Here is a 22,065-nt window from a genome sequence, read left to right on the forward strand (position 1 = left end):
CGGATTTCCAGGAGGTTCAAACCAGAATATAGAGCTATGAATATGGCAAAAATTAAACGCACTCGAACACAACAGCTTTGGCGAAACATCAAACTTTTTATTCTGATATGGACAGCGGTTGTCGGCAGCTCGTTAATTTGGAACCTGTATTATCAGCAAGAGCGTTTCAAGACCACATTACATACCGAAGCAGCGGCTTTTCATTCGATGGAAATGGCTTATCGCAACTGGGTTATTCACAGCGGCGGTGTCTACGTGCCGGTTACCGACAATGTTAATCCAAGTCCGTGGCTAAGCGGACTGCCTGAGCGGGACATCGTCACGCCTTCCGGCAAGCAGCTAACGTTGTTGAACTCCTCTTATGTGGTGCGTCTGGTGCATCAAGCCATGGCGGATGCCAACATGCCGGTCCGTGGAAATATCGCTAGCCTGAATCCAATCAACCCAGTGAATGCTGCTGACGACTGGGAGCGCCAAGCGCTCCAAGCATTTGTTCAAGGCGACAAGGAGCACGCTTCAATCGACGTCATGCCCGATGGCAAATCTTACTATCGTTACATGAAACCGATGATTACCGAAGAAGCCTGCTTGAAATGCCACGCCCAATATGGCGATAAGCTTGGGGGAGTTCGTGGGGGAGTAAGCATTGCCGTGCCCATTGATGCCTCTCTGAAACGTGAAGACCGCGAGCGTAATGCCTTGATTGCGGGTCATGGCCTAATCTGGGGGCTGGGCGTATTCGGTTTATTTATAGGCGGCAGACGGCAACAACGCGTTATAAAGGAAGCGGAACAAAGTGAAGCCGAAGTCACATTGCTGACAAACTCAATCGCTCACGCCATTTACGGGGTAAACCCGCAAGGCTGCTGCACTTTCATTAATACAGCGGGTGTGAAAGCTCTGGGCTACGATAATCCCTCCGAATTACTCGGCAAGAACATGCACCGATTAGTGCATCATACTAGAGCCGATGGCTCGCCTCATCCTTACGAAATTTGCCCCAGTTTCTTTACCATTCGCGACGGCAAATCGTTTTATCGCGACAACGAAATCTATTGGCGTAAGGATGGCAGCTCATTCCATGTCATGTATTGGTCGTATCCGGTAATTCAGGAAGGGTGTGTCCAGGGAGCCGTCATTACTTTTCTCGATATAACCGAACAATTGCGAATCAAGGGCGAACTTAAACATTCTCAGGAATTATTAAATTCCATAGTGGAGAATATTCCGGCCATGGTGTTCTTGAAACGCGCGGAAGATTTAAGCTTCGAATTTTTCAACAAAGCCGGCGAACATTTATTGGGTTATTCCCAAAATCAGATTCTGGGCAAAAACGTATTCGACATATTTCCTAAAGAACTGGCGAATGCTATGGATCGGCAAGATAGGGAAGCATTAGTTAGTCATCTACCGTTGGAAATACCCGACCAGGCCGTCAAAACCGTCGACGGCACTGAAAAGTGGCTGCATAGCTTTAAAATCGGGCTATACGACAAAGCAGGCGATCCCACCCATTTGCTTGGCCTTGCTGTCGATATCACTGCAAAAAAGCGCATGCAAGACAAGTTGCGCGAAAGCGAAGCAAAACTGGCTGAGGCCCAGCGGATGGCCCATTTAGGTCATTGGGAGCTTGACCATCGAACGGATGAACTAACATGGTCCAACGAGGTATACCGCATTTTTGAAGTTAATTCGCATTCGTTCACCCCTTCCTATCAAAAATTTCTCGGCATCGTTCATCAGGACGATCGCCAGACGATAGAAATAGCCTTCGCCGAATCATTGCAACATAAAAAGCCGTTTCAAACGGAATTTCGCTTGCAGATGAAAGACGGCAGAATCAAACATATCTTGGAGAAATGCGAAACGACTTACGATGAAAACGGTAAACCACTTCGTTCTCTAGGCACGATGCAGGACATTACAACCAGCAAGTTGGTCGAGCAACTCTTGCGCGACGAACGGCAAGTGCTAGAACATGCATTGGAAGGCACGCTCCATACAGTATCCTTAGCAGCCGAATTGCGGGATCCCTATACCGCGGGTCATCAACGGCGTGTGGCTGATTTAGCTGTGGCGATTGCAAAGGAAATGGGACTGCCTAAAGAAAAAATCCATGGCATTCAGCTGGCCGCCCAGATTCACGATTTGGGAAAAATCAACGTACCGGCAGAAATTCTTGCTAAACCAGGCAAACTGAGCGAGATTGAGTTCATGTTGATCAAAACGCATCCTGAAACGGGTTTTGAAATTTTGAAAGATGTGGATTTCCCATGGCCAATTGCCGATATCCTTGCCCAACACCACGAAAAAATGGACGGTTCCGGGTATCCTCACGGATTGAAAGGCGATCAGATACTGCTTGAAGCGCGCATCTTGACGGTGGCCGATATTGTAGAAGCCATATCTTCGCATCGGCCTTATCGTCCAACATTAGGCATCGAAGCCGCTATCGAAGAAATAAAACGCGGACGAGGTACTGCTTATGACCCGCAAGTTGTCGATGCCTGTTTAAAATTATTTCGCGAGGGCCGTTTCTCATACCGGAATTAAAGGCTTAAGCCGAGATTATCAATCTGAAGTTGAACGCCTGTATTACAAACGTTCTAACTTGAAGCGGGAGATTCATGATTCGCCGTAAGCGCTCAGTATGAATCTCCCTTGTTGTTACTCCCGGAAGCCTAGACGCTACTAACCCATCTGCCGGTAACAGCAAATCCCCCTCACAACGAACTTTACACGCTTGGGCCTGTTTGCCGCTCAATGCGATGGCCTTTGATCAGCGCATAAATCGCCGGAATCACGATCAAGGTCAACAACGTTGACGAGACCATGCCGCCAACCATCGGCGCGGCGATGCGGCGCATGACTTCCGAGCCGGCGCCCGTTCCCCACATGATTGGCAGCAGCCCTGCCATGATCGCGACGACCGTCATCATTTTGGGCCGAACCCGTTCCACCGCCCCTTCCCGAATGGCCGCATATAAATCGGCGACCCCGAAAAACTTATCTTCCGCCCTCCTCTGCTGTTTGATTTTTTCCAGCGCATGATCCAAATAGATCAGCATCACAACGCCGGTTTCGGCGGCCACGCCCGCCAGCGCGATAAAACCGACGACGACGGCCACGCTCAGGTTATAGCCCAGCCAGTACAGCAGCCAAACGCCGCCTACCAGCGAAAAAGGCAGCGACAACATTACAATCAGGGTTTCGGTGATGCGTTTGAAGTTAAGGTAAAGCAGCAGGAAGATAATAAACAAAGTCATCGGCACCGCAATCGCGAGTTTGGCTTTCGCCCGCTCCATGTATTCGAACTGGCCGCTCCAGGTCACGTAATAGCCGGGCGGGAACTTGACCTGCTCGATGACGGCGCGCTGCGCATCGGCTACGAAGCTGCCGATGTCGCGTCCGCGAATATCGACAAAAATATAGGCGGACAGCAACGCGTTTTCAGTGCGGATACCGGGCGCGCCCTTGTCGAGACTGATCTTGGCCAATTGCCCTAACGGGATCATCGCCCCGGCCGGTGCCGGCACTAACACTTGCGTGGCGATCATCTCGGGCGAATCGCGCAGTTCGCGCGGATAACGCACGATCACATTGAAGCGTTCCCTACCCTCCACCGTTGTCGTTACGGTCTCGCCGCCCAAAGCGGTCGCAATCACGTTTTGAAAGTCGCCCACGCTAAGCCCGTAGCGTGCCAGTTGTTTCCGGTCCGGTTCGATGGTCAGGTAGAAGCCGCCGGTCAGCCGTTCCGCATAAGCGCTTGTCGTGCCCGGCACGGTTTTTACGACGCGTTCGATTTGTGTTGCAAGCTTTTCCATTTGCCCCAGATCGTTGCCGAACACTTTGATGCCGATAGGCGTGCGGATACCGGTCGAAAGCATGTCGATGCGGTTCTTGATCGGCATGGTCCAGGCGATGGTCACGCCCGGCATTTGCGTTGCGGCGTCCATCTCGGCAATCAGCTTGTCGGTGGTCATGCCCTGCCGCCACTGCGCTTCCGGCTTCAGATTGACCACCGTTTCGAACATCTCCAGCGGCGCGGGATCGGTCGCGGTTGACGCGCGTCCCGCCTTGCCGAATACCGATTCAACTTCAGGGAAGCTTTTCAGGATGCGGTTCTGGGTCTGCATGATCTGCGACGCCTTGGTGACCGAGATGCCGGGCAAACTCATCGGCATGAACAGCAAGGTTCCTTCATTCAGCGTCGGCATGAATTCGCTGCCCAGCTTCGAGGCCGGATAAATAGTCGCCGCCAGTGCAATGACCGCCACGGCGACGGTCAGTTTCTTCCAGCCCAGCACGCCTTCGATAACCGGGCGGTATAGCCAGATCAGCAACCGGTTCAGCGGATTGCGGTGTTCCGGCACGATCTGTCCGCGGATGAACAGCCACATCAATACCGGCACCAAGGTTACCGACAACAGCGCCGCCCCCGCCATCGCGAAAGTTTTGGTGTAAGCCAAGGGTTTGAACAGGCGGCCTTCCTGCTCTTCGAGCACAAAAACCGGCAGGAACGAAACAGTGATGACCAGCAGGCTCAGGAACAAGGCCGGGCCGACTTCCTTCGCGGCGCTAATCATCAACTCAAGGCGGTTGGCGTCGGGCTCGGCCCGCTCCAGATGCTTATGGGCATTCTCGATCATCACAATCGCCGCATCCACCATCACGCCAATCGCAATCGCGATGCCGCTAAGGCTCATGATATTCGAATTGATGCCGAGCCCGTGCATGACGATGAAGGCAATCAGCACGCCGATCGGCAGCATCACGATCGCGACCAGCGCGCTGCGGACATGGTAAAGAAACAGTACGCAAACTCCGGCTACCACCAGGCTTTCCTCGACCAGTTTATCGCGCAAATTCTCAATGGCTTTCAGGATCAGCACGGAGCGGTCATAAACCGGCACTATCGAAACGCCGTCCGGCAGGCCGGGAGTAATCTCCCGAATCTTGGTTTTCACGTTCTCGATGACGTCCAGCGCATTTTGTCCGTAGCGGGCAATCGCAATGCCCGAAACAGCTTCGCCTTCGCCGTTCAGTTCGGTAACGCCGCGGCGCTCGTCCGGCCCCAGCTCCACGCGGGCAATATCGCGAATCAGCACGGGGATGCCGCCTTCGGATTTGACAACCAAATCCTCTATATCCCGGATGCCGCGCAAATAGCCTTTGCCGCGCACCATATATTCGGTTTCGGTCATCTCGACCACCCGGCCTCCGACGTCTCTGTTACTTTCCGTAATGACACGGCTCACCGTCGACAACGGGACGCCGAAAGCTTGGAGTTTACGCGGATCGACAATCACCTGGTATTGTTGGACAAAGCCGCCGACGCTGGCGACTTCCGCGACGCCATGCGCTTTGGCGAGCTGGTAGCGGACAAACCAGTCCTGTAGCGTTCGGAGTTCCGCAAGCGATTGCCGGGCGCCAAGGACCGCATACTGAAATACCCAACCAACCCCGGTCGCGTCAGGGCCCAGACGCGGGGATAGCCCCATCGGCAGGCGGCTGGACGCAAAGTTCAGGTATTCCAGCACTCTTGAGCGCGCCCAATAAACGTCGGTGCCGTCCTCGAAAATGATGTACACGAACGACGCGCCGAAAAACGAAAAGCCGCGCACGACTTTGGAGCGCGGCACGCTCAGCATGGCCGTGGTCAACGGATATGTCACCTGATCCTCGACCACTTGCGGTGCTTGGCCCGGATATTCGGTATAGACGATAACCTGGACGTCGGACAGATCGGGCAACGCGTCGAGCGGAGTTTTGATGACTGCATAAATGCCGGCAATGACGATAAAGGCCGTCGACAGCAAAACCAGGAAAACGTTGCGCGCCGACCATTCAATGATTTTCCCGAGCATTTCACATCCCTCCTGAATGTTGATGTTCGCCGTGTTGCGGTGGCTCGTCCGGGACTTTTGCATCGGCAGGTTCAAACCCGCTTAGGGCGGCTTTCAGGTTGCTCTCCGCGTCGAGCAGGAAATTTGCACTGACCACGACGCGCTCGTGCTCGCTAAGGCCTTCCATTATCTCGATCATTTCATCCGGCTGCCAGGGATGGCCGGAGTGAGTCAACGGGTCAGGAATCCGTGCCGCCCCGCGCTGCCCCAACTTGACCGTACGAGGCTCGAAGCGCCCTTCGCCCAGGTCAACCAGCACCAGCGTGCGCCGGCCGCTTTCCAGAACCGACGATCTCGGCACCGCCAACGCGGTATGCGTTTGGCTGGCGATCTCAAGCTGGGCGTACATCATCGGCTTCAGCAGGCCGTCAGAATTCTGCAATTCGACACGCACTTTGACCGTGCGCGTCGCCGGGTTCAACATCGGGTAAATGAAGCCCACCTTGCCGTTGAAGGTTTGGCCGGGATAAGCGTCAAGCGTAACCTGGGCGCTTTGGCCGGATTTGATAAGGCCCATATCCTGTTCATAAACTTCGGCAATAATCCACACTTGGGACAGGTCGGCTATTTTAAACAGCGTATCCCCGGCCATGGCCCGTGCGCCTGCGACGACGGACTTTTCCATGACTATGCCGGATGCCGGCGAGCGCACGGTCAGCGCATGTTGCGCCTTGCCCTGTTGCCGCAGATGCGCCAGTTCCGCTTCGGAAATGCCCCAGTTGCGCAGGCGCTCCAGGCTGCTGTCGGTCAGGTTTTTCATCCCGGATTGCAGCCAAGCTTCGCTGTTGCCTAGCGCGGCCTCGCCGTTCCTGGCGCTTAGATATTCCTGTTGGGCGGAAACCAGATCCGGGCTGTACAGTTCGAACAAGGGTTGGCCGCGCGTTACGGCTTGCCCGGTGGTGTTCACGTAGAGTTTTTCAATGAAACCGTCAAAACGGAGAGTCACGTTATAGAGCCGCCGCTCGTCGGCTTCGACAACGCCGACGCTACGAACCGAACGGGCGATTTCGATGTTTTCCGCCGGCGCCGTTTTCACGCCGAGACGCTGGATTTTCTCGCTGCTGACGCGGAGCATGTCGGTTCCTTGCTGGTCCTCCTGTTCATAGACGGGAATGTAGTCCATGCCCATCGCGTCCTTCTTCGGGACCGGCGAGGTATCGGGCAAGCCCATCGGATTGCGGTAATGCAGAACCTTTTTGCCCTGCCCTGGATTAGCGTCAGGTGCGGACTCGTCGAATACCGGAACGTAGTCCATGCCCATTTCGTCCTTGGCCGGTACCGTCGAGGTAACCGACGGATTCATCGGGTGACGGTAAAAAAGCGGTTTCTTTGCGGATGTTGTACTGCCGATCCGCTCGGCAGCCAGCCAGTAACCGCCCGCTGCGCCGAAGACCGCAGCCGCGAGCGCAATCCATAACATGCTCTTGTTCATAATGACTCCCTCCCTGTCGCCGCCGCCAACTGCGCCAAGGCCTGATGCGCTTCGGCCAGCGTCTGCCAATACTGATTCCGGTATTCAATCCAGGCATTTTTGGCCTGAATTACGCTCTGAAAATTCGTTTTGCCCACTTGATAGGCGTTAACAGCGCTTGCGACGTTCTGTTCCGCGAGCGGCAGTATGGTGTTTTTCAACTGCTCAAACTGCGCGCGGCTGCTTTGGTAAAGAGCCTGCGATTCGCTGATTTCGACCTGGATTTCCCGCCGCGCTTGATCCAGTGCGTAACGTTCCTTCAGTAATTCGCTTTGACGCTGGTCGACCGCTTTCGCCTGCTTGCGTTCGGTGTAAATGGGCAGGGTCATGCTGAGCTGAACGCTGGCAAAATCGCTGCGGCTTTGGCCGTTTGGAGTGCTTTGGCGAAACGAATAAGCGGTTCCCAACGTAAAATCCGGGTAATAATCCTTTTTCGCCAGTTCCAGCCTGGTTTGCGCGGCATCGATCGCATTCTTCCGCTCGGCCAGCAGTGGCCGGGATTCCTGGCCGTCGGTTGCGGATTGAATATCGGGCAAACGGGTATCGACCTCGTCGGGAAAACGGATCGTGCTGTCCGGGGAACGGTTAAGCAGCGCGTTCAAGCGCGCGATCTCAGCGCGGTGCATGCCAAGGTGCTGGGCTTTTTCTTTGGCCAGTTTGGACTGCTCCAGCAGCGCCGCCAGAACATCCTGCTGCAAGCCCTGACCGATACGGTACTGGCTGTTGGCAATCTCAGCCAGCTGTTTTAACAATCGCTCGGTATCGTCAAGGTTCAGCAACGAACGGTGAATGAATACCAACTGCCACCAGTGCATTTTGACGTCGCGGACCAATCGAAGACGCGCTTCATCGACGCTGTCGGCCGCGGCCGCGGCTTCGAAAGTAGCCGCTTTTTCCCGTAGCGCCAATTTGCCGGGAAACGGGATCGCCTGGCTGACACCCACTTCCAGCATGGTCATATCTTCTTTTTGCAGGTTAAGGCCGTTGGCCGTAGGCAAGTTAAGCGCGCCGATATTAATCGTCGGATCGGGCAAGCTGCCTTCTTGCGATGGAATTGCGGCCATCGCCTCGCTACGCGCCTTGATTTGGGCAAGATTGGGATTGTCCGCCAGCGCGATGCCGACCGCCCGTTCGGGCGTCAGCACGGGCTCGTCAGCCAACAGGACGGTTGAAAATAGAGTCAGGCAGCAGACTACCGGCAATGAAAACGGCCGGAATATTACAGAGTACATAGATTTCCTTAACATCGAAAAAAACAGGTTCCGCAAGACGCAGAACCACGTTAACGCCTTAACAGGCGCGGTTCTGTTTCAAGGAATAAGGCTAATTCAGGAGTGTACAGTAGCGGTAAATCAGCAGAATCCGCCTGCCGATCGGTGGCGCTGTTGCGCGGGAAATACGTTGTATCGGGACATAGCGAAGCAAATACCCGGCCAGGCCGATTAAACATAGGACAAAGAGGGGTAGCTGCGGTTTATCTATTTTGAATTCGAAAGCCGGATTGGGCTGCGAATCAAGACAAGGATTGAAAGAACAGTCTTGATCGGGCATTGAAGCATGCCCGTTAGCTTGCAAGAAAAGGTGTTCCTGTTCCGCACATCCTGTCGACAGGGTGACAGCCGAAGACGCCCGCAATGACCCCGGCATTGCACAAGTTGCCGAAACCGTCATAGAAATCCAGCTTACGAGCAACACGAACACCAAGCTGTGCAAGTAAGGGCGATTTCTTTGAAAATGCAGCGTATTCAGCACACGGTTCCTTTAATGTGGAAATATTCGTTTTGGATTCTAACACGCCGCAATGACTTATTGAAACCGGCCAATTGCCGCTGCTACGTATAAATCTAATCGAAGCTCCACAGGTAGAGATGGAACACGGATGATACGGATGCGACGGATCGGCACGGATTTTTACGGGGCTAACTTATTGAGTAATCCCGCTAAGGTTTTCCGGTATTTTGGAGTGCAAGCTTCGCCTCGGCAATTGCTCCAGCATTGCTAAACCACAAGGATGTGGTGAATGCAGAAAACGCAGGAGCGGTTTTCTGTCTACCTCCTGAATCCTTACAGTCGTAAAGCGCCTACTGTTGGAGCCTGCACTCCGGCTTTGAACACGAGTTGGATACTTATGTTCAGATACTTATCCGTGTTAATCCGTAAAAATCCGTGTCATCCGTGTTCTCTTTATTTAGTGGCATATCAATATATCTCAATCAATTACGGCACCGATTAGCTAAAAATCTCAATCGGATATTTTCAAATTATATTTCCGAACCCGGTAACGCAACGTTTCGCGCGTAGCGCCGAGCGCCCTGGCGGCTGCTGTCAGGTTATTGTCCGCCCGCTCCAGGGCGGTCTTGATAATAAAGCAATCCATATCGTCCAGCGCCATGCTGCCATCTAACGGTAACCAAATGCCTTGTTCGGTTTGCAATGCCTCGACCGAAGGCTGTCCGGGCAATTGCAACCATTGCGCCGGAAAAGTCGGGCCGTCGGAGAATAAAACGCAACGTTCGATCACATTACGCAGTTCCCGGACATTGCCCGGCCAATAATGCGCTTTCAGCTTGCTCCACACCGCATCGGGGATGTCTTTAACCTGGCGTCCTGCTTTAGCGTTGTATTCGGCAACAAATAACGGTACCAGTTCGTCCAAATCTTCGACCGCCTCGCGTAGCGGCGGCAGGATCAGTTTGAATACGCTTAAGCGGTGATATAAGTCGGCGCGAAAACTACCGTCTTGCGCCATTTTTTCCAAATCGCGGTTACTGGCGGCCACTATCTGCACATCGACCTGGATTTCCTTTTCCCCGCCCAGACGCCGGACTTTACGGTCTTCAATGACTTTGAGCAGTTTCGACTGTAAATCCAGCGGCATTTCGCCGATTTCATCCATGAATAAAGTGCCGCCGTCGGCCTGTTCGAGCAAGCCGCGATGCCGTCCGGCCGCCCCGGTAAATGCGCCGGGCTCATGGCCGAATAACTCGGATTCCAATAATTCCCTCGGTAACGCCGCACAGTTAACTTCTATCAGCGGTTGCTGCGCGCGGGAGCCGCCGTAATGCAGTATCCGGGCCGCCAAGCCTTTGCCGGTACCGCTCTCGCCGCCGATAATCAATGCGCTGAACGGCACTTCCGTTAAGCGTAACAATAACTGGCGGATATTTTTCGCTTGCTGGCTATGGCCGACATAAGCAGCCGGCGAATAGCGCCGATGCCGATGCTTGGTTTGATCGGCAACCCGCCTCTGAACCGATGCGCTGCGGGCGGCGCTGGCAACCAGCAGGTCAAGACGCTCCAGGTCGCAGGGTTTTTCCAGAAAATCGTAAGCGCCGAGCCGTAATGCCCTGACCGAGTCGGGTACGTTACCGTAGCCGGTCAGGAACAGCCATTCGGCATGGGCTCCCGGCATCGCACCTTTCTTGGTGTCGTCGCTATAGGTAATATCGCTTTTGATTTTTTCCATGAAATCCAGCGCATTACCATCCGGCAAATTCATATCGGAAATAATCAGCAACGGTTCTATTTTTTTCTTCAGCAATAGTTCCTTGGCCTCAGCCAGATTGGTAGCCAACGCCACATCCCAACCCGACTGCCGATAATGGCGGGATAACTCGGAACCTAACAATTTTTCGTCTTCAATGATCAACAGGGTTTCTATCATGTTTTGTCTCTAACAATGCATTCATTGGGCAGTAATATCGATACACAGGCTCCGTGTGTCGGTTGATTGGTGAGAGTGATCGAGCCCCCCACATCCTTTACAAAACGTTGCACCATCGCCAAACCAAGCCCGGTGCCGCGTTGACGGCTGGTGCGAAACGGCCTGATGCCATGTTCCAACATGTCCTGCGAAAAGCCGATGCCGTCGTCCTGCACGTCGATGCGTAATCCTTGCCTTTCCGTACGCGCTTTGATGCAGATAGTGCCGGAATTACTTTCAAGCGCATCGGCCGCATTCAGCATCAGGTTTAATAAGGCTTGTCTTAGACCGCTTTCCGGAAGATGTACAGGCAACGGAAAAGGTACGTCTATTTCCAGATTTATCGATTCGGCGATCTGGTAGCGCGTTAGTGCGACCAGATCCCGGATTAGAGTCCTGACATCGAAAGCCGTAGCCACTTCCGGCGAATGGCGGCTTTGATTGAGCATGTCGTTAAGCAGTCTTGCCATCCGTTTCAGTTCGGCATTAATCAAATCCAACCGTTCCAATTGGTCCGCGTCATCAATTTCACGGCGCAAATTGTTAAAAGCCATTTGAATTCCGGCCAGCGGGTTGCGTATCTCATGCGCCAATTCCGCTGCGACCTCGCCTATCGCCGCCAACCGGTCGGCTCTGGCAAGGCTGTATTGCTGTTCCAATAAGGCTTGCGTGGCGAGCCTGACTTCATGTTGCAAGGATTGCGCGTGCAAACGGTTCGCGTCTTCCAGTTCAGCGAGATGCTTGACCATCTCGTTATAACTATTGAACACCGGCAATAACAACGGGTCGAGATGGTCGGTCGTGATCGGGGTGAAGTTTTCCTCGGTCAAGCGTTGCAGCAATTCTTTCAAATCGTTAAGCGGGTGCAGTATCCTGAAGCGCAAAAATAATAGCGCGACAAACAATGTCGCCGTGAATATCGCCAAAGCCATATACAGTTCGGTTTGGGTATCGCGGCTGATGTCTTCCAGCAGCTCTTCGCGCTGCAACGCCTCGTTATCCAGCGTTTCGCTCATAATTTTAAGCGCGGTTAACAGGCGGTTGTATTTTTCCTCTTTTTTTAACGTGGATAAATCGCCGAGCATACTTTTGACGGTTTCCAGGCTTGTCCGCGTCGCTGTCGATAAATAACGGTTATCCGTCATTAAATCCTGCATCTCGTCCAGCGTCTTGGTCAGCACCACCGGGCTTGAGCCCGATACCGTCTCGGTCAAATATTCGATCAACGCTTGCTGTAGGCCTACCGATACATTTTGGATGCGATGCGAGTAGTTAACATAGGAAAAAACAGTTTCAAAGTGATGTACATTGCGCCAGATCATGCCGCCGAGTATGGCGAGAGCCAGCACCAATAAGCCTAGAAAAGCCAGGCCGCGCAGTTGGGCGGGACGGTAAAAGATCGGTTTCATTTAAAAATCATGCAGGTTATTTCAAGGACGCTGAAATTCCGGAATTCAGCCGGATAATATGCTAAGGATTATTAGCTCTTTTTATATTGACGATATTCAGTTTAAAGAATGAGTTATTTTTCATGCTGCTGATTTTAATTCTTGTCATATATTTTGAGAACCCATTCATAAAACCATAGCGGGCGGAACAGCACGACATAAAGTAACAATATAGGGGTAATTGGAACCGGACTAATCTCAAGAATTGAAATAACAACAAGAACAAGAATACTGATAATACGCATGAGCTATTTCCGTGTTCGATAACTTTAAATTGAATGACATGAAACAAGGTTATAGATTAATCGGATGTTTGTGAATTTAAAAATACCGATTTAATGACACGCCGTAAAAAATATGGAAAATGCGAACAATAGTTTCACTGATACGGAAAAAGCAGCATGAATCTACTTGAAAAATTCCTGACTTACGAACGTTTCGAGATGGATTGGCGGAGGCTGCTGGTACAAGGCATCCTTATTGCTTTGACGGGCGCGACCCTGGCAATGGCCAGCGCATTTAATCCTAATGCTATTGTGCTCACCGCGCGGCATCTTTCCTGGCTTCCGGTCAGCGGCATGGTGATTTTATCGCTGGGTTTGCTGGAGTGCCTTGATGCCGCATTAACCAAGGAACCGCGCGATTTCCTGCAAAACCTGCAAGTCGGGGTGCTTGATGCGGTTATCGGGACAATGATTATCCTCAGCGTGACGGAAGAACCCTCGCGCTTAAGCATGATGATTGCGACTTTTTTAATTGTTCGCGGCATTGTACGCGCGACTCTGGCTCACGCTTTGCAACTGCCTCACATTCTGGTCACGTCGCTCGGCGGTTTAATATCGGTAATCATGGGCTTTTTAATCTGGAAGCAGTGGCCCACTGGAGACGGCTGGTTTATGTCGATATGCCTGAATATTGAAATTGCTGTCCGCGGCTGGGCAATGATGACTTTCGCGTTATGGGTGAGAACGCAAAATGTAGATATTGATTCAGACTGATCTTATTTATATTCGTTTTATTAAGCCGGGTAATAGAGACAGTAACTTTACGGGCCGTCGTCGTTGCATACGAGGAATCTCGTCTAGGGCCGTAGGGCGCAATAGCGGCTGCCTGGCAAGACAAAGCCCATGCTGACGATGACGGGGCGGCTTGCCAGACCGTGGCAGCGTTCGTGCGGTTAGTTGCCGCCCCTTTCAACTACGCCGGTAACCTCGCCCACATCCTGTTGCATCCCCGCCTTAACGGCGCCCCATTGTAAGCTTTGCAACAGAGCAATAAGCCCAAATTTCCAGCAAAACAATATCTTAACGATGGCACTATTATTGCTTGCCTGCTGTTATTTATATTTGCAAGCAGCGATGAAACTATTTCTTGATTGGTCCAGTTACCAAAATTCCGGCATGGGCGACGCCTATGCCGATATTCCCAAGAACGGCGGCGACTTCGCCAAGGCTGTCGCGGTGTGCATCGGCAGCCGTCAATGCGAACAAGGCGACAAAGGCGTGATGTGCCCGAGCTTTAAAGCAACCGGCAACCCCGCGTTGTCGCCGGGCGGCCGGGTCAAGTTTTTGAAAGCCGCGTTGAACTCAAGCGACGAAAAAGCGCTGCTCGATCCCGAACTGGCCGAAGCGATGAATTTGTGCGTCAGTTGCAAAGGTTGCAAGCGCGAATGCGAGAACGAAGTCGATATGGCGCTGATCAAGGCCGAATATCTGGCCCAGCGCAGGAAAAGCCGAGAATTATCCCTGCGCCATACTTTGTGGGCGCACCTACCCAAACTATTGGCTTGGCCGTTGGTCAGGCCGTTGCTGGCCTTGCGCAACCGTCATGCTTGGTTGGCGCGTATCGGCGAACGCCTATTGGGCATTGCCGCCGACTCCCCGTTGCCCGTCCCTTCCGAATACGGCAGCAAAGAAAAGCCCGCTACGGGGATCGCATTTGACAATCGGTCAACGGCACCGGCGCGCGAAGTGGTACTGTTCGTCGACACTTTCAACCGCCATTTCAACTCCGACGTAGCCGAAGCCGCAACCAACCTGCTTAACGCTGCGGGCTACAGCGTACATATTGCCGGACCGGACGACAACCGGACGACAGCGCTGTGCTGCGGGCGCACCTATTTTGCCAACGGCATGATAGACCGGGCGCGTAGCGAAGCCGCCAGGCTATTGCAGGCTTTGCAGCCGCATATTGACGCCGGCCGTTGGGTCATCGGCCTGGAGCCGTCCTGCATCCTCAGCCTGCGCGACGAATATCTGCAACTGGGACTGGGCGAGGCCGCAAATAAACTGGCCGCACGGGTGCTGTTGCTGGAAGAGTTCATCGCCAAGGAACAAACCGCAAAACGCTGGCCGCTGGCATTCAAGGCCGAAGGCGGCCGGGCGTTGGTGCATGGACATTGCCACCAAAAAGCGGTCGGCGCGATGAAGGCAATGCGCAAAGTCCTGAAAACCGTGGACGGGCTAGACTTCGAACTGATCGAATCGTCCTGCTGCGGCATGGCCGGACATTTCGGCTTCGAGGCGGAACATTACGCCGCCTCGCAAGCCATGGCCGAGCTGGCGCTGTTCCCTGCCCTACGCGCCGAGCCGCACGCGGCGATAATCGCCAACGGATTTTCCTGCCAACAACAAATCGCTAACGGCGGCTTCGGCAAACCGGAGCATATCGCCAAAATCCTTTACGCCGCTGCAATCCGGCACGGTCTGTACAGCAATGCCGGTGCCGCCATGCAACAGCAATTGTAGCCGAGTTTGGAAGCGCTCAAGCGTTATGCGGCGTTCCGCGGCTTGGAATTAGCGGGTCGGAGGAAGCCGTTAATCCTAAAAACCTTTGCCATGGCTGGAGGTGAATGAAGATGGCTATGAACAATTTAAACCAGGGCGGCCGACAAACACAAAACACCGACAGTATCGTCCAGTTCAGGCGCTATGTGGACGGGCTTAAACCCGCGTTAAAAACGCAATACCAACAGCTACTCGCCCAGGATTTGTCCAAGCAGCAATGGGACGGATGTTTCCAGCGCAATGTGCTGGCCGTTTTGGAGCTGGCTTACGGGCAAGCGCTCAAGCATTTGCAAACGCTGCCGTTCGACAGCGAGGAGCTGCAAGTCAACCAAGGCTTATCGGAATTGACCAAGCCGGCGTTGGCGGCTTTCGACGGGTTCATCGACGACTTTTTAATGTTTGCGGTCGACAAGCACTGCACTTCCTGCGCCCTATCCAATTTCCCAAACGAACATAAGCCGGACAGAACTTACATTAACGGGGTGAAGCGTGAAATCGCCGGCCTTTGGCAAAACTTCGCCGTGAACGTCAATGGCTATTTTTTGGATTAGCGGCCAGCCACTCCATCCCACACACAGGAAGACTAATGAAATTGTATTTAACGCCCGGTTCCTGCTCAACAGGCATTCATATTCTAATGGAAGAACTCGACTTGGTTTTCGAAGCGCATATCGTAAACCTTATGGCAGGGGATCAAAATACGCCGGAATACCTTACCCAGAATCCCAAAGCCACGATCCCGACCCTGGTTCGCGACAACGGCACGGCGCTGACCGAATTTCAAGCGATTGCCTATTGGCTGGCGCGGAGCTATCCCAAAGCCGGACTGTTGCCTGGCAACCCGGATGGCGACGCGCGCGTTATCGAACTGATGGACTACGTGGTCGGCACTATCCATGGCCAGGGCTTCACCCGAATTTTTACCACCGACCGGTTCACGCCTAGCAAAGACGATTTTGAAGCCGTGAAAATCCAAGGCATGGACATCGTCAAGCGCGGCTTTGCCGTCATTAACGACATCTTGCCGTCCGAAGGCTATGTCATGGGCATGTTCACCATTGCCGACGCCGCTTTGTTTTATGTCGAATTTTGGGCTTACAAAATAGGGCTTGCGATGCCGGAAAATTGCTCCAGGCATTATCGCTTGATGCTGGAACGGCCGAAGGTAAGGCGGGTTTTGCAGGAAGAAGGCTATCGCGTGGACTGACTCAACTCCCGGTTAAAGCCAATTTTCAATAACTAAGGAAGCGCTGAAAAAGTCCTTCGACAAGCTCAGGACGAACGGCAAACTGTTATTCCGTTCGTGGTGAACACAAGTCGAACCATGAACGGAATCGATTTATTCAGCACTTCCCTAACGAGGTGACCATAATATGCCATTGCTTGAAACAACCGCTATACCGACCGTGGGCCACGAGCTGATCGACGGCGACCATGATGAATTCATCAATCTGTTAAACAAGCTGGACTCAGCCGGAAACAGCGAGTTCCCGGCCTTGTTCCAGCAATTGTACGAACAAACCGGACAACACTTCGAACGGGAGAACCAGTTGATGGCTGAGTCCGCGTATCCGGGGGAAACCGAGCACAAAGGCGAACATCAGCGGGTGCTCGGCGAGTTCAAACAATTTAAGTCGCGGGTTGATAAGGGGCTGGTTGCGTTTGGCCGCCCGTTTGTCAAAGACCGCCTGCCCCAGTGGTTCGGGCTGCATGTGACCACCATGGACAGTGCGCTGGCGGCGCACCTGAACAAACACCCTTAAAATGGCGCACTGCCCCGAACTGGAAGTCGTTGCAAATTTTTACGATGCCGTCGAGTGCGAGCGCATTTATCGGCGCTTGCTGCACGAACAAAACTGGCCTGACAACCGATACACCGTCGCCGGACGGCAATTTATCCTGCCCAGGCTACAGACTTGGCATGCCGACCCGGGCATCCGCTATAGCTATAGCAACAACTTGCTACAAACCAGGCAATGGACGCCGCTGTTGTCAGCAATTAGGGAGCAAGTCGAAGCGCGCTTAAATTTCTCCTTTAATTCGGTATTGGTCAATTTGTACCGGAACGGCGAAGATTATGTCGGTTGGCATGCGGATGATGAACCGGAACTGGGCGGGCAACCCTTCATCGCCTCATTGACTTTCGGCGCGGAACGGCAATTTGAATTCCGCCATAAGAAATTCTCCGACCATGGCAGGCTATTGCTGCGTAGCGGCGACTTACTGGTTATGCGGCCGGATTTTCAGCGGCACTGGCTACATAGCGTCCCAATCGACCGGCAAGTGACTGAAGGGCGCATCAACTTAACTTTCCGAAGGGTTATCCCGGCGCCCAAACCTGATAGCGGCCATTTCTGAATAGCTGTCCATTTGATATTAATCCCCAAAGGCCAAGCTGGAGCAAAAAAGCTGCAATCGTCACGAAGATTTGTTACTGAACCATTGCCTTTTCTGTTTGGGCCTGGCTTATAACGTTTTCTATTTTCACCAGGAGCACCTAAGTAAATATCCCGTTTCAGCTTATTGAACTTTGAAATCAAAATACTGCTTCGGAAACGCTTCATTCTTAAGCGTAAAATGCCACCATTCTTCTTTAAGATTCCGGAAGCCATTTCGCTCCATTACTGTTTTTAGAGCCATTCTGTTGTCGTGCTGAATCTTGCCGATGTGACTACTGGCTGTGTGCGAGAGCGGATCAAAGTAATCAAAGTGCGTTCCCATATCCAGCTCCCGGTTGCTATCCAAATCGATGATCGTCAAATCGACCGTACTGCCACGGCTATGGCCTGATTGTTCGGCGATGTAACCATCCCTGAATAAATTCTTTTTATCAATCGATGGGTAATATTCGGCTTTCATTTCCTGATCGTGCAAATCTTTCGCCCACCTAACAAAATAATCGACAGCTCGCTGAGGACGATAGCAATCGAAAATCTTCAGCGACTGCCGATTGCTTGCAAGTTCCTTCTGTACATTCTTCAGAGCAAGGGCTGCGTCCTTCGTAAGCAGGCACTTGGGCGCATCGTAGCCGTCAATTCTTGAACCGATAAAGTTGTTTTTCGTGTAATAGCGAATATCCAATTGAACCGAAGGCATGATTTCCTTTAGGTCTACAAACTGATCGCCGTTATCAATCCAGTCTATTTCCTTTTTGCTTGTGCAAGCCGTTATGAAAAAAAGCGCAAGCAATAATATCGAAGTCGGCGTGTTGGGCCGTTGGAGTTTAAGGATCATAGGCAAATACCAAAGTGAGGGAGCTAGCGTGGAGACGCGGGGTCGTGCAATATTAACCCGGCCCTTAAATACCGTTCGCCCTGAGCCTGTCGAAGGACATATCCAATCAGGCTTCGACAAGCGAATGCCAAGGAAAATTAGAGCCGGGTTAATAAAATGTCAACTGGGAGACTCCATTCTCGTACCGGCAATTAAAAAATGCCGATACGCCATCAGTGCATTGGACAGCATATTTAGACGCTTTTTCACCGTGTGTTCGTTGGACAGCCCCTCAACATAGGGTTCGATTTCAACAATCGCTTCTGTAAAAAACGGTGCTAACCGCGGATCGGCGGCCAAATGAGGTAAGAAGCATTGTGCGGCTTGGTTGGCATCTCCTTGCATGCACTCGGCAATGACGATAGACGCCAGCAAATCGGGCTTCAATTCTTTGAGCGCCGTCCGCCACTCGCTTAATACTTTAGGGCCCAAACGGACAAACAAATAGGCTAGCCGGTCAAGCTGTTGCAGCTTAGGTATCGAAGTTAGTTCCCGATAAGTTTCATCGACAATGCCGGCTTGCCAAACGGTTGCCGAAAGCAATCGCCGACGTGAATCAAAGTCCACGCCGGAAATATCCAAGTCGCGCAAATTACGATTTTTTTCAATAATGAGGCTGACCGTTTTAACTGTGCCGTCATCGGTTTGAACAATGACGTTGCGATCACTGACATGGGAATCCGGTGCGACGGTTTTCAACGGAATATCCTGCCGCTCCGTATCCAGTTCGACTCGTAAGCGGTATAGTGCGCTGTCTTCAAGCCTAAGCCCCAATAAGACCCGTTGCGTTTGGCCCAGCAATGACCGGTTCTCGCACTGCAACCAGACGGTATCCTTGTCCGGCAAAATCGAAGCAGTGAATACGCCATGGCCGGCCGGAAATTCGGGACAATCGAAGCCCTTTCTCCTCAGCCGCGAAACCGCCGCCGCAATCGAATCGGCATCTACAGGACGTCCTTCCCAACGTGGCCACCCCTGCCTCCTGTTGTCGCGCCATTGCCGGCATTCGGCTTGGGAGCCGGGCCCAACAGCATCGGCATCCAAACAATTATTGATATTGGTGATTTCCAGGTTATTCGTAACAAAATCGGCAAAACGTTGGATGTTGGGAAAATTAATACCCGGCGGGGAAAACTTGGAATCGAACCGTTTTTTCAAAAACGACGGGTAAACCCCGGCCGGAAACTCTCGTTTGCCGACCGCTTTGCGGATGACGCCGGATTGGGACAACAAATACACGGTTTTAACCCCCGGCAATAAATCGATCCCGGCATACCTGCAATCGGTCACAATTTGCCCATTCGGCGCCGGCGCGATTTTTTCAAGGCGGCTGCATCGATAGTTTCTTTTTTCAAGATATGCAACGACGGCCTGCCGGTTAGCATATTGATGGGCGATACGGGCCAGTCCGCCGTAATCGTCCGGCTGATCTTGAAGTGCGATATATTCGGCCGGATCGATAAATTCCGGGATGCCGGCGCTACAACCGGCCAATGCAAAAATCAACAGTATTAACCGGCATACTTTCATTGGCACGCTCCCGGTATGACTTCGATGATCTTAAAATGCGTGCGGCATTCGCAAGTGTCGGCATTTTCTTTAGACTCCTTGGCCTGTACCGTCCGGCAGAAAAAGTCCTCAACCCGGGCTCCGTGATGAAAATGCTTAGACGCCTGCTTCGCAACTTCCGGTTCAAACACGAGGCGCACTTTATGTGCCGGTATGCCTGTTTGGAGAAATACATCGACTATTTTTTGCGTTTCTCTAACTGCCTGGGCCAGTAATTCAGGATTGTTTTTATCCGCCTCGGCCAACACCGGGCTGAATGCCAGTCCTTCCCTTGGCGAATCGAAATTTCTTTTTAGATGTTGCTGCAAGACAGAAATCTGCAACTCGGTGAGTGCCGTCATGCTATTATCGGCGCTAAAAATCGGGGTAAAGATATAATCGTAACGTCTGCTTAATGAGTTTGTGACGATTGCTTCCAACGAGCTGAACAAGGGATCGCCGAGCTCAATCCGGACCACACGTTCATTTTCGTCCCAAATTTTCAAGATTAATAACAATGTTCTAGCCGTCAAGGCGTACGACGCCCTTATCGAATGGCCGCTTTCTTCATGGATTTGCCAGCCGGCATTGTTTAAAACCTCGCGGTAGGCCCCGATTAGCTCGCCTAAAGTTATCGAGTTAGGATAATGGAAGGTGAACAGTTTGTTACTGGGCATATTCACGCTTCTTTGATATTGAACGAATTCATCCCAATAAGGTGTAATGAACAAAGGCGGCCCGTCAACGGGTAGCGGATTTTCAATGGTGTAGCCGCCGACGATTTCTTCTCCCGCCAACCGTCCCTGCGGCAATAAAAACAAATTTCCATACCCACCGTCCTTAAAAAAGTTGAAAAATCCCTCCGTGGGCGGTTGCGGCAATTTAACGCCGGATTTTAAGACGCGGACTTGCTCCAGTAGTAACTCAAGCGTGTTTGAGCTTTGTCTCGTAATATAGACCCTTAGCGGTTTTTCTCCGGCCGTGCGCATAAAGCTCGTGCGATGAGGAAAGTCGCCGGCAACTTTTGAAAAGCCTTGTCGAGTAAACAAGGCCTCAAAATGGGCATAAACTGCTGTTAGCTTGTCGTTTACCTGGTCTCGGCCTTGTTGTCCGGAAAATAGCGGCGTGTAATCGATGTTCAAATGCACGATCGTTTTCCGTCCTTGGCCGGTAAAATAAGGGCTTTCTCCGCTGCTCGAAGCAGCTTCGGATTCACACCGGCCCGACAAAATGGGCGCATAGGGCAATTTCCAAGCGATGCCCCATTCTTTTAGGCAGTGTTCAAGCTCCAGCAGCTGACTAACATGAAGTTCCTCCCGGTAACGTTGCGATAATTCAGCCGAGATCCGGTTGCCGCCGTTGGACGGTTCTTGCTTTTCCCCGGTATCCGTTTGCTTTACGGGCAGGTCATGGCTGTAACGGCAAAACGACGAATTAAAAACAGTTGCGAACTCCTTATCGCGATACAGGCATTGGAATTCGAGGGGCGGATGCGAAGCGGGATTTCTTTCGCTGACCAATATATAAACAGGCAACTTTTTATCTTGGTTTATATCCAGATCGAAACGGTATTTTCCCGGGCCTTCGACGACCAGTTCATGCCAAAATCCGATCGCTGCCTGCAATTGCCGTTCGTGCCTGATCTCGGGCAATTTGCCTTCGGTGTAATAGAAATCGAGAACGACGGTTTTGAAGTTGGAAAACTGGTTGATAAACCGCCCGACAGAGTCTGTAGATTGCGAAAAATTGCAGGCGACGAGAAATACGGCAAGAAGAATTACGCTCCGGTTTTGCACAATGGTAAATAATTTGTTTAACGGCAAAACAACAGCCCCGCTCTTTTCTTTTATGCCGGATACTAAGGAAAAGCGGTTTCTTGACCGCTCAGCCATATTGTTAGTACCATCAGTCTACAGCAATGAATGGCTGA

The 22,065-nt window shown here is 52.3% G+C and carries 15 protein-coding genes; 7 read left to right on the forward strand and 8 right to left on the reverse strand.

The genetic code is table 11. The annotated features are described in order from the left end of the window. Nucleotides 1–36: 36 nt before the first annotated feature. A complete protein-coding gene (locus EKO24_RS18450; protein ID WP_127027466.1) occupies nucleotides 37–2,553 on the forward strand; it encodes an HD domain-containing phosphohydrolase in 2,517 nt (838 codons plus the stop codon). A 182-nt stretch (nucleotides 2,554–2,735) separates the two neighbouring features. Here the strand turns inward: EKO24_RS18450 and EKO24_RS18455 are convergent, their stop codons facing one another. The 5 genes from EKO24_RS18455 to EKO24_RS18475 all read right to left on the reverse strand — a co-directional run bounded on the left by EKO24_RS18455 (nucleotide 2,736) and on the right by EKO24_RS18475 (nucleotide 12,489). After that, the gene (locus EKO24_RS18455) at nucleotides 2,736–5,867 is read right to left on the reverse strand and encodes an efflux RND transporter permease subunit (RefSeq protein ID WP_127027467.1); all 3,132 of its coding nucleotides are present in this window, start codon (nucleotides 5,865–5,867) and stop codon (nucleotides 2,736–2,738) included. Nucleotide 5,868: 1 nt separating this feature from the next. Beyond that, complete coding sequence (locus tag EKO24_RS18460; protein WP_127027468.1) at nucleotides 5,869–7,338, reverse strand: efflux RND transporter periplasmic adaptor subunit; 1,470 nt, start codon at nucleotides 7,336–7,338, stop codon at nucleotides 5,869–5,871. Further along, complete coding sequence (locus EKO24_RS18465; protein WP_161990624.1) at nucleotides 7,335–8,609, reverse strand: TolC family protein; 1,275 nt, start codon at nucleotides 8,607–8,609, stop codon at nucleotides 7,335–7,337. Before EKO24_RS18465 ends, EKO24_RS18460 begins: the two co-directional genes overlap by 4 nt. Nucleotides 8,610–9,619: 1,010 nt before the next feature. Further along, nucleotides 9,620–11,041 (reverse strand): sigma-54-dependent transcriptional regulator, encoded by a 1,422-nt coding sequence (locus EKO24_RS18470; protein WP_127027471.1) that lies wholly within the window; start codon nucleotides 11,039–11,041, stop codon nucleotides 9,620–9,622. After that, complete coding sequence (locus EKO24_RS18475) at nucleotides 11,038–12,489, reverse strand: sensor histidine kinase (RefSeq protein ID WP_127027472.1); 1,452 nt, start codon at nucleotides 12,487–12,489, stop codon at nucleotides 11,038–11,040. Before EKO24_RS18475 ends, EKO24_RS18470 begins: the two co-directional genes overlap by 4 nt. A gap of 440 nt (nucleotides 12,490–12,929) precedes the next feature. Here EKO24_RS18475 and EKO24_RS18480 point away from each other — a divergent pair, with 440 nt between their 5' ends. From EKO24_RS18480 to EKO24_RS18505, 6 genes are all read left to right on the forward strand, one after another. Continuing rightward, nucleotides 12,930–13,526: a hypothetical protein gene (locus EKO24_RS18480; protein ID WP_127027473.1), complete on the forward strand. Its 597-nt coding sequence runs from the start codon at nucleotides 12,930–12,932 to the stop codon at nucleotides 13,524–13,526. Nucleotides 13,527–13,838: 312 nt separating this feature from the next. Further along, the gene (locus EKO24_RS18485; RefSeq protein WP_241674663.1) at nucleotides 13,839–15,275 is read left to right on the forward strand and encodes a (Fe-S)-binding protein; all 1,437 of its coding nucleotides are present in this window, start codon (nucleotides 13,839–13,841) and stop codon (nucleotides 15,273–15,275) included. Nucleotides 15,276–15,391: 116 nt separating this feature from the next. Continuing rightward, entirely contained in the window at nucleotides 15,392–15,865 is a 474-nt protein-coding gene (locus tag EKO24_RS18490; RefSeq protein ID WP_127027475.1) for an amine oxidase, read from the forward strand. Nucleotides 15,866–15,900: 35 nt separating this feature from the next. Then, a complete protein-coding gene (locus tag EKO24_RS18495) occupies nucleotides 15,901–16,521 on the forward strand; it encodes a glutathione S-transferase family protein (protein ID WP_127027476.1) in 621 nt (206 codons plus the stop codon). Between the two features lie 166 nt (nucleotides 16,522–16,687). Continuing rightward, a complete protein-coding gene (locus EKO24_RS18500) occupies nucleotides 16,688–17,077 on the forward strand; it encodes a bacteriohemerythrin (protein WP_127027477.1) in 390 nt (129 codons plus the stop codon). 1 nt (nucleotide 17,078) lies between these two features. Next, the gene (locus EKO24_RS18505) at nucleotides 17,079–17,672 is read left to right on the forward strand and encodes an alpha-ketoglutarate-dependent dioxygenase AlkB family protein (RefSeq protein WP_127027478.1); all 594 of its coding nucleotides are present in this window, start codon (nucleotides 17,079–17,081) and stop codon (nucleotides 17,670–17,672) included. Nucleotides 17,673–17,834: 162 nt separating this feature from the next. Here the strand turns inward: EKO24_RS18505 and EKO24_RS18510 are convergent, their stop codons facing one another. The 3 genes from EKO24_RS18510 to EKO24_RS18520 form a co-directional block, all read right to left on the reverse strand. After that, entirely contained in the window at nucleotides 17,835–18,548 is a 714-nt protein-coding gene (locus EKO24_RS18510; protein WP_127027479.1) for a M15 family metallopeptidase, read from the reverse strand. Nucleotides 18,549–18,707: 159 nt separating this feature from the next. Next, nucleotides 18,708–20,117, reverse strand: a complete 1,410-nt coding sequence (locus tag EKO24_RS18515; RefSeq protein ID WP_127027480.1) for a hypothetical protein — start codon at nucleotides 20,115–20,117, stop codon at nucleotides 18,708–18,710. Next, entirely contained in the window at nucleotides 20,114–22,027 is a 1,914-nt protein-coding gene (locus EKO24_RS18520; RefSeq protein ID WP_127027481.1) for a hypothetical protein, read from the reverse strand. The genes EKO24_RS18515 and EKO24_RS18520 overlap by 4 nt, the downstream gene beginning before the upstream one ends. Nucleotides 22,028–22,065 lie beyond the last annotated feature (38 nt).

It is taken from the genome of Candidatus Methylobacter oryzae (assembly GCF_003994235.2).
In the GTDB taxonomy this organism is placed as follows: domain Bacteria; phylum Pseudomonadota; class Gammaproteobacteria; order Methylococcales; family Methylomonadaceae; genus Methylobacter_A; species Methylobacter_A oryzae.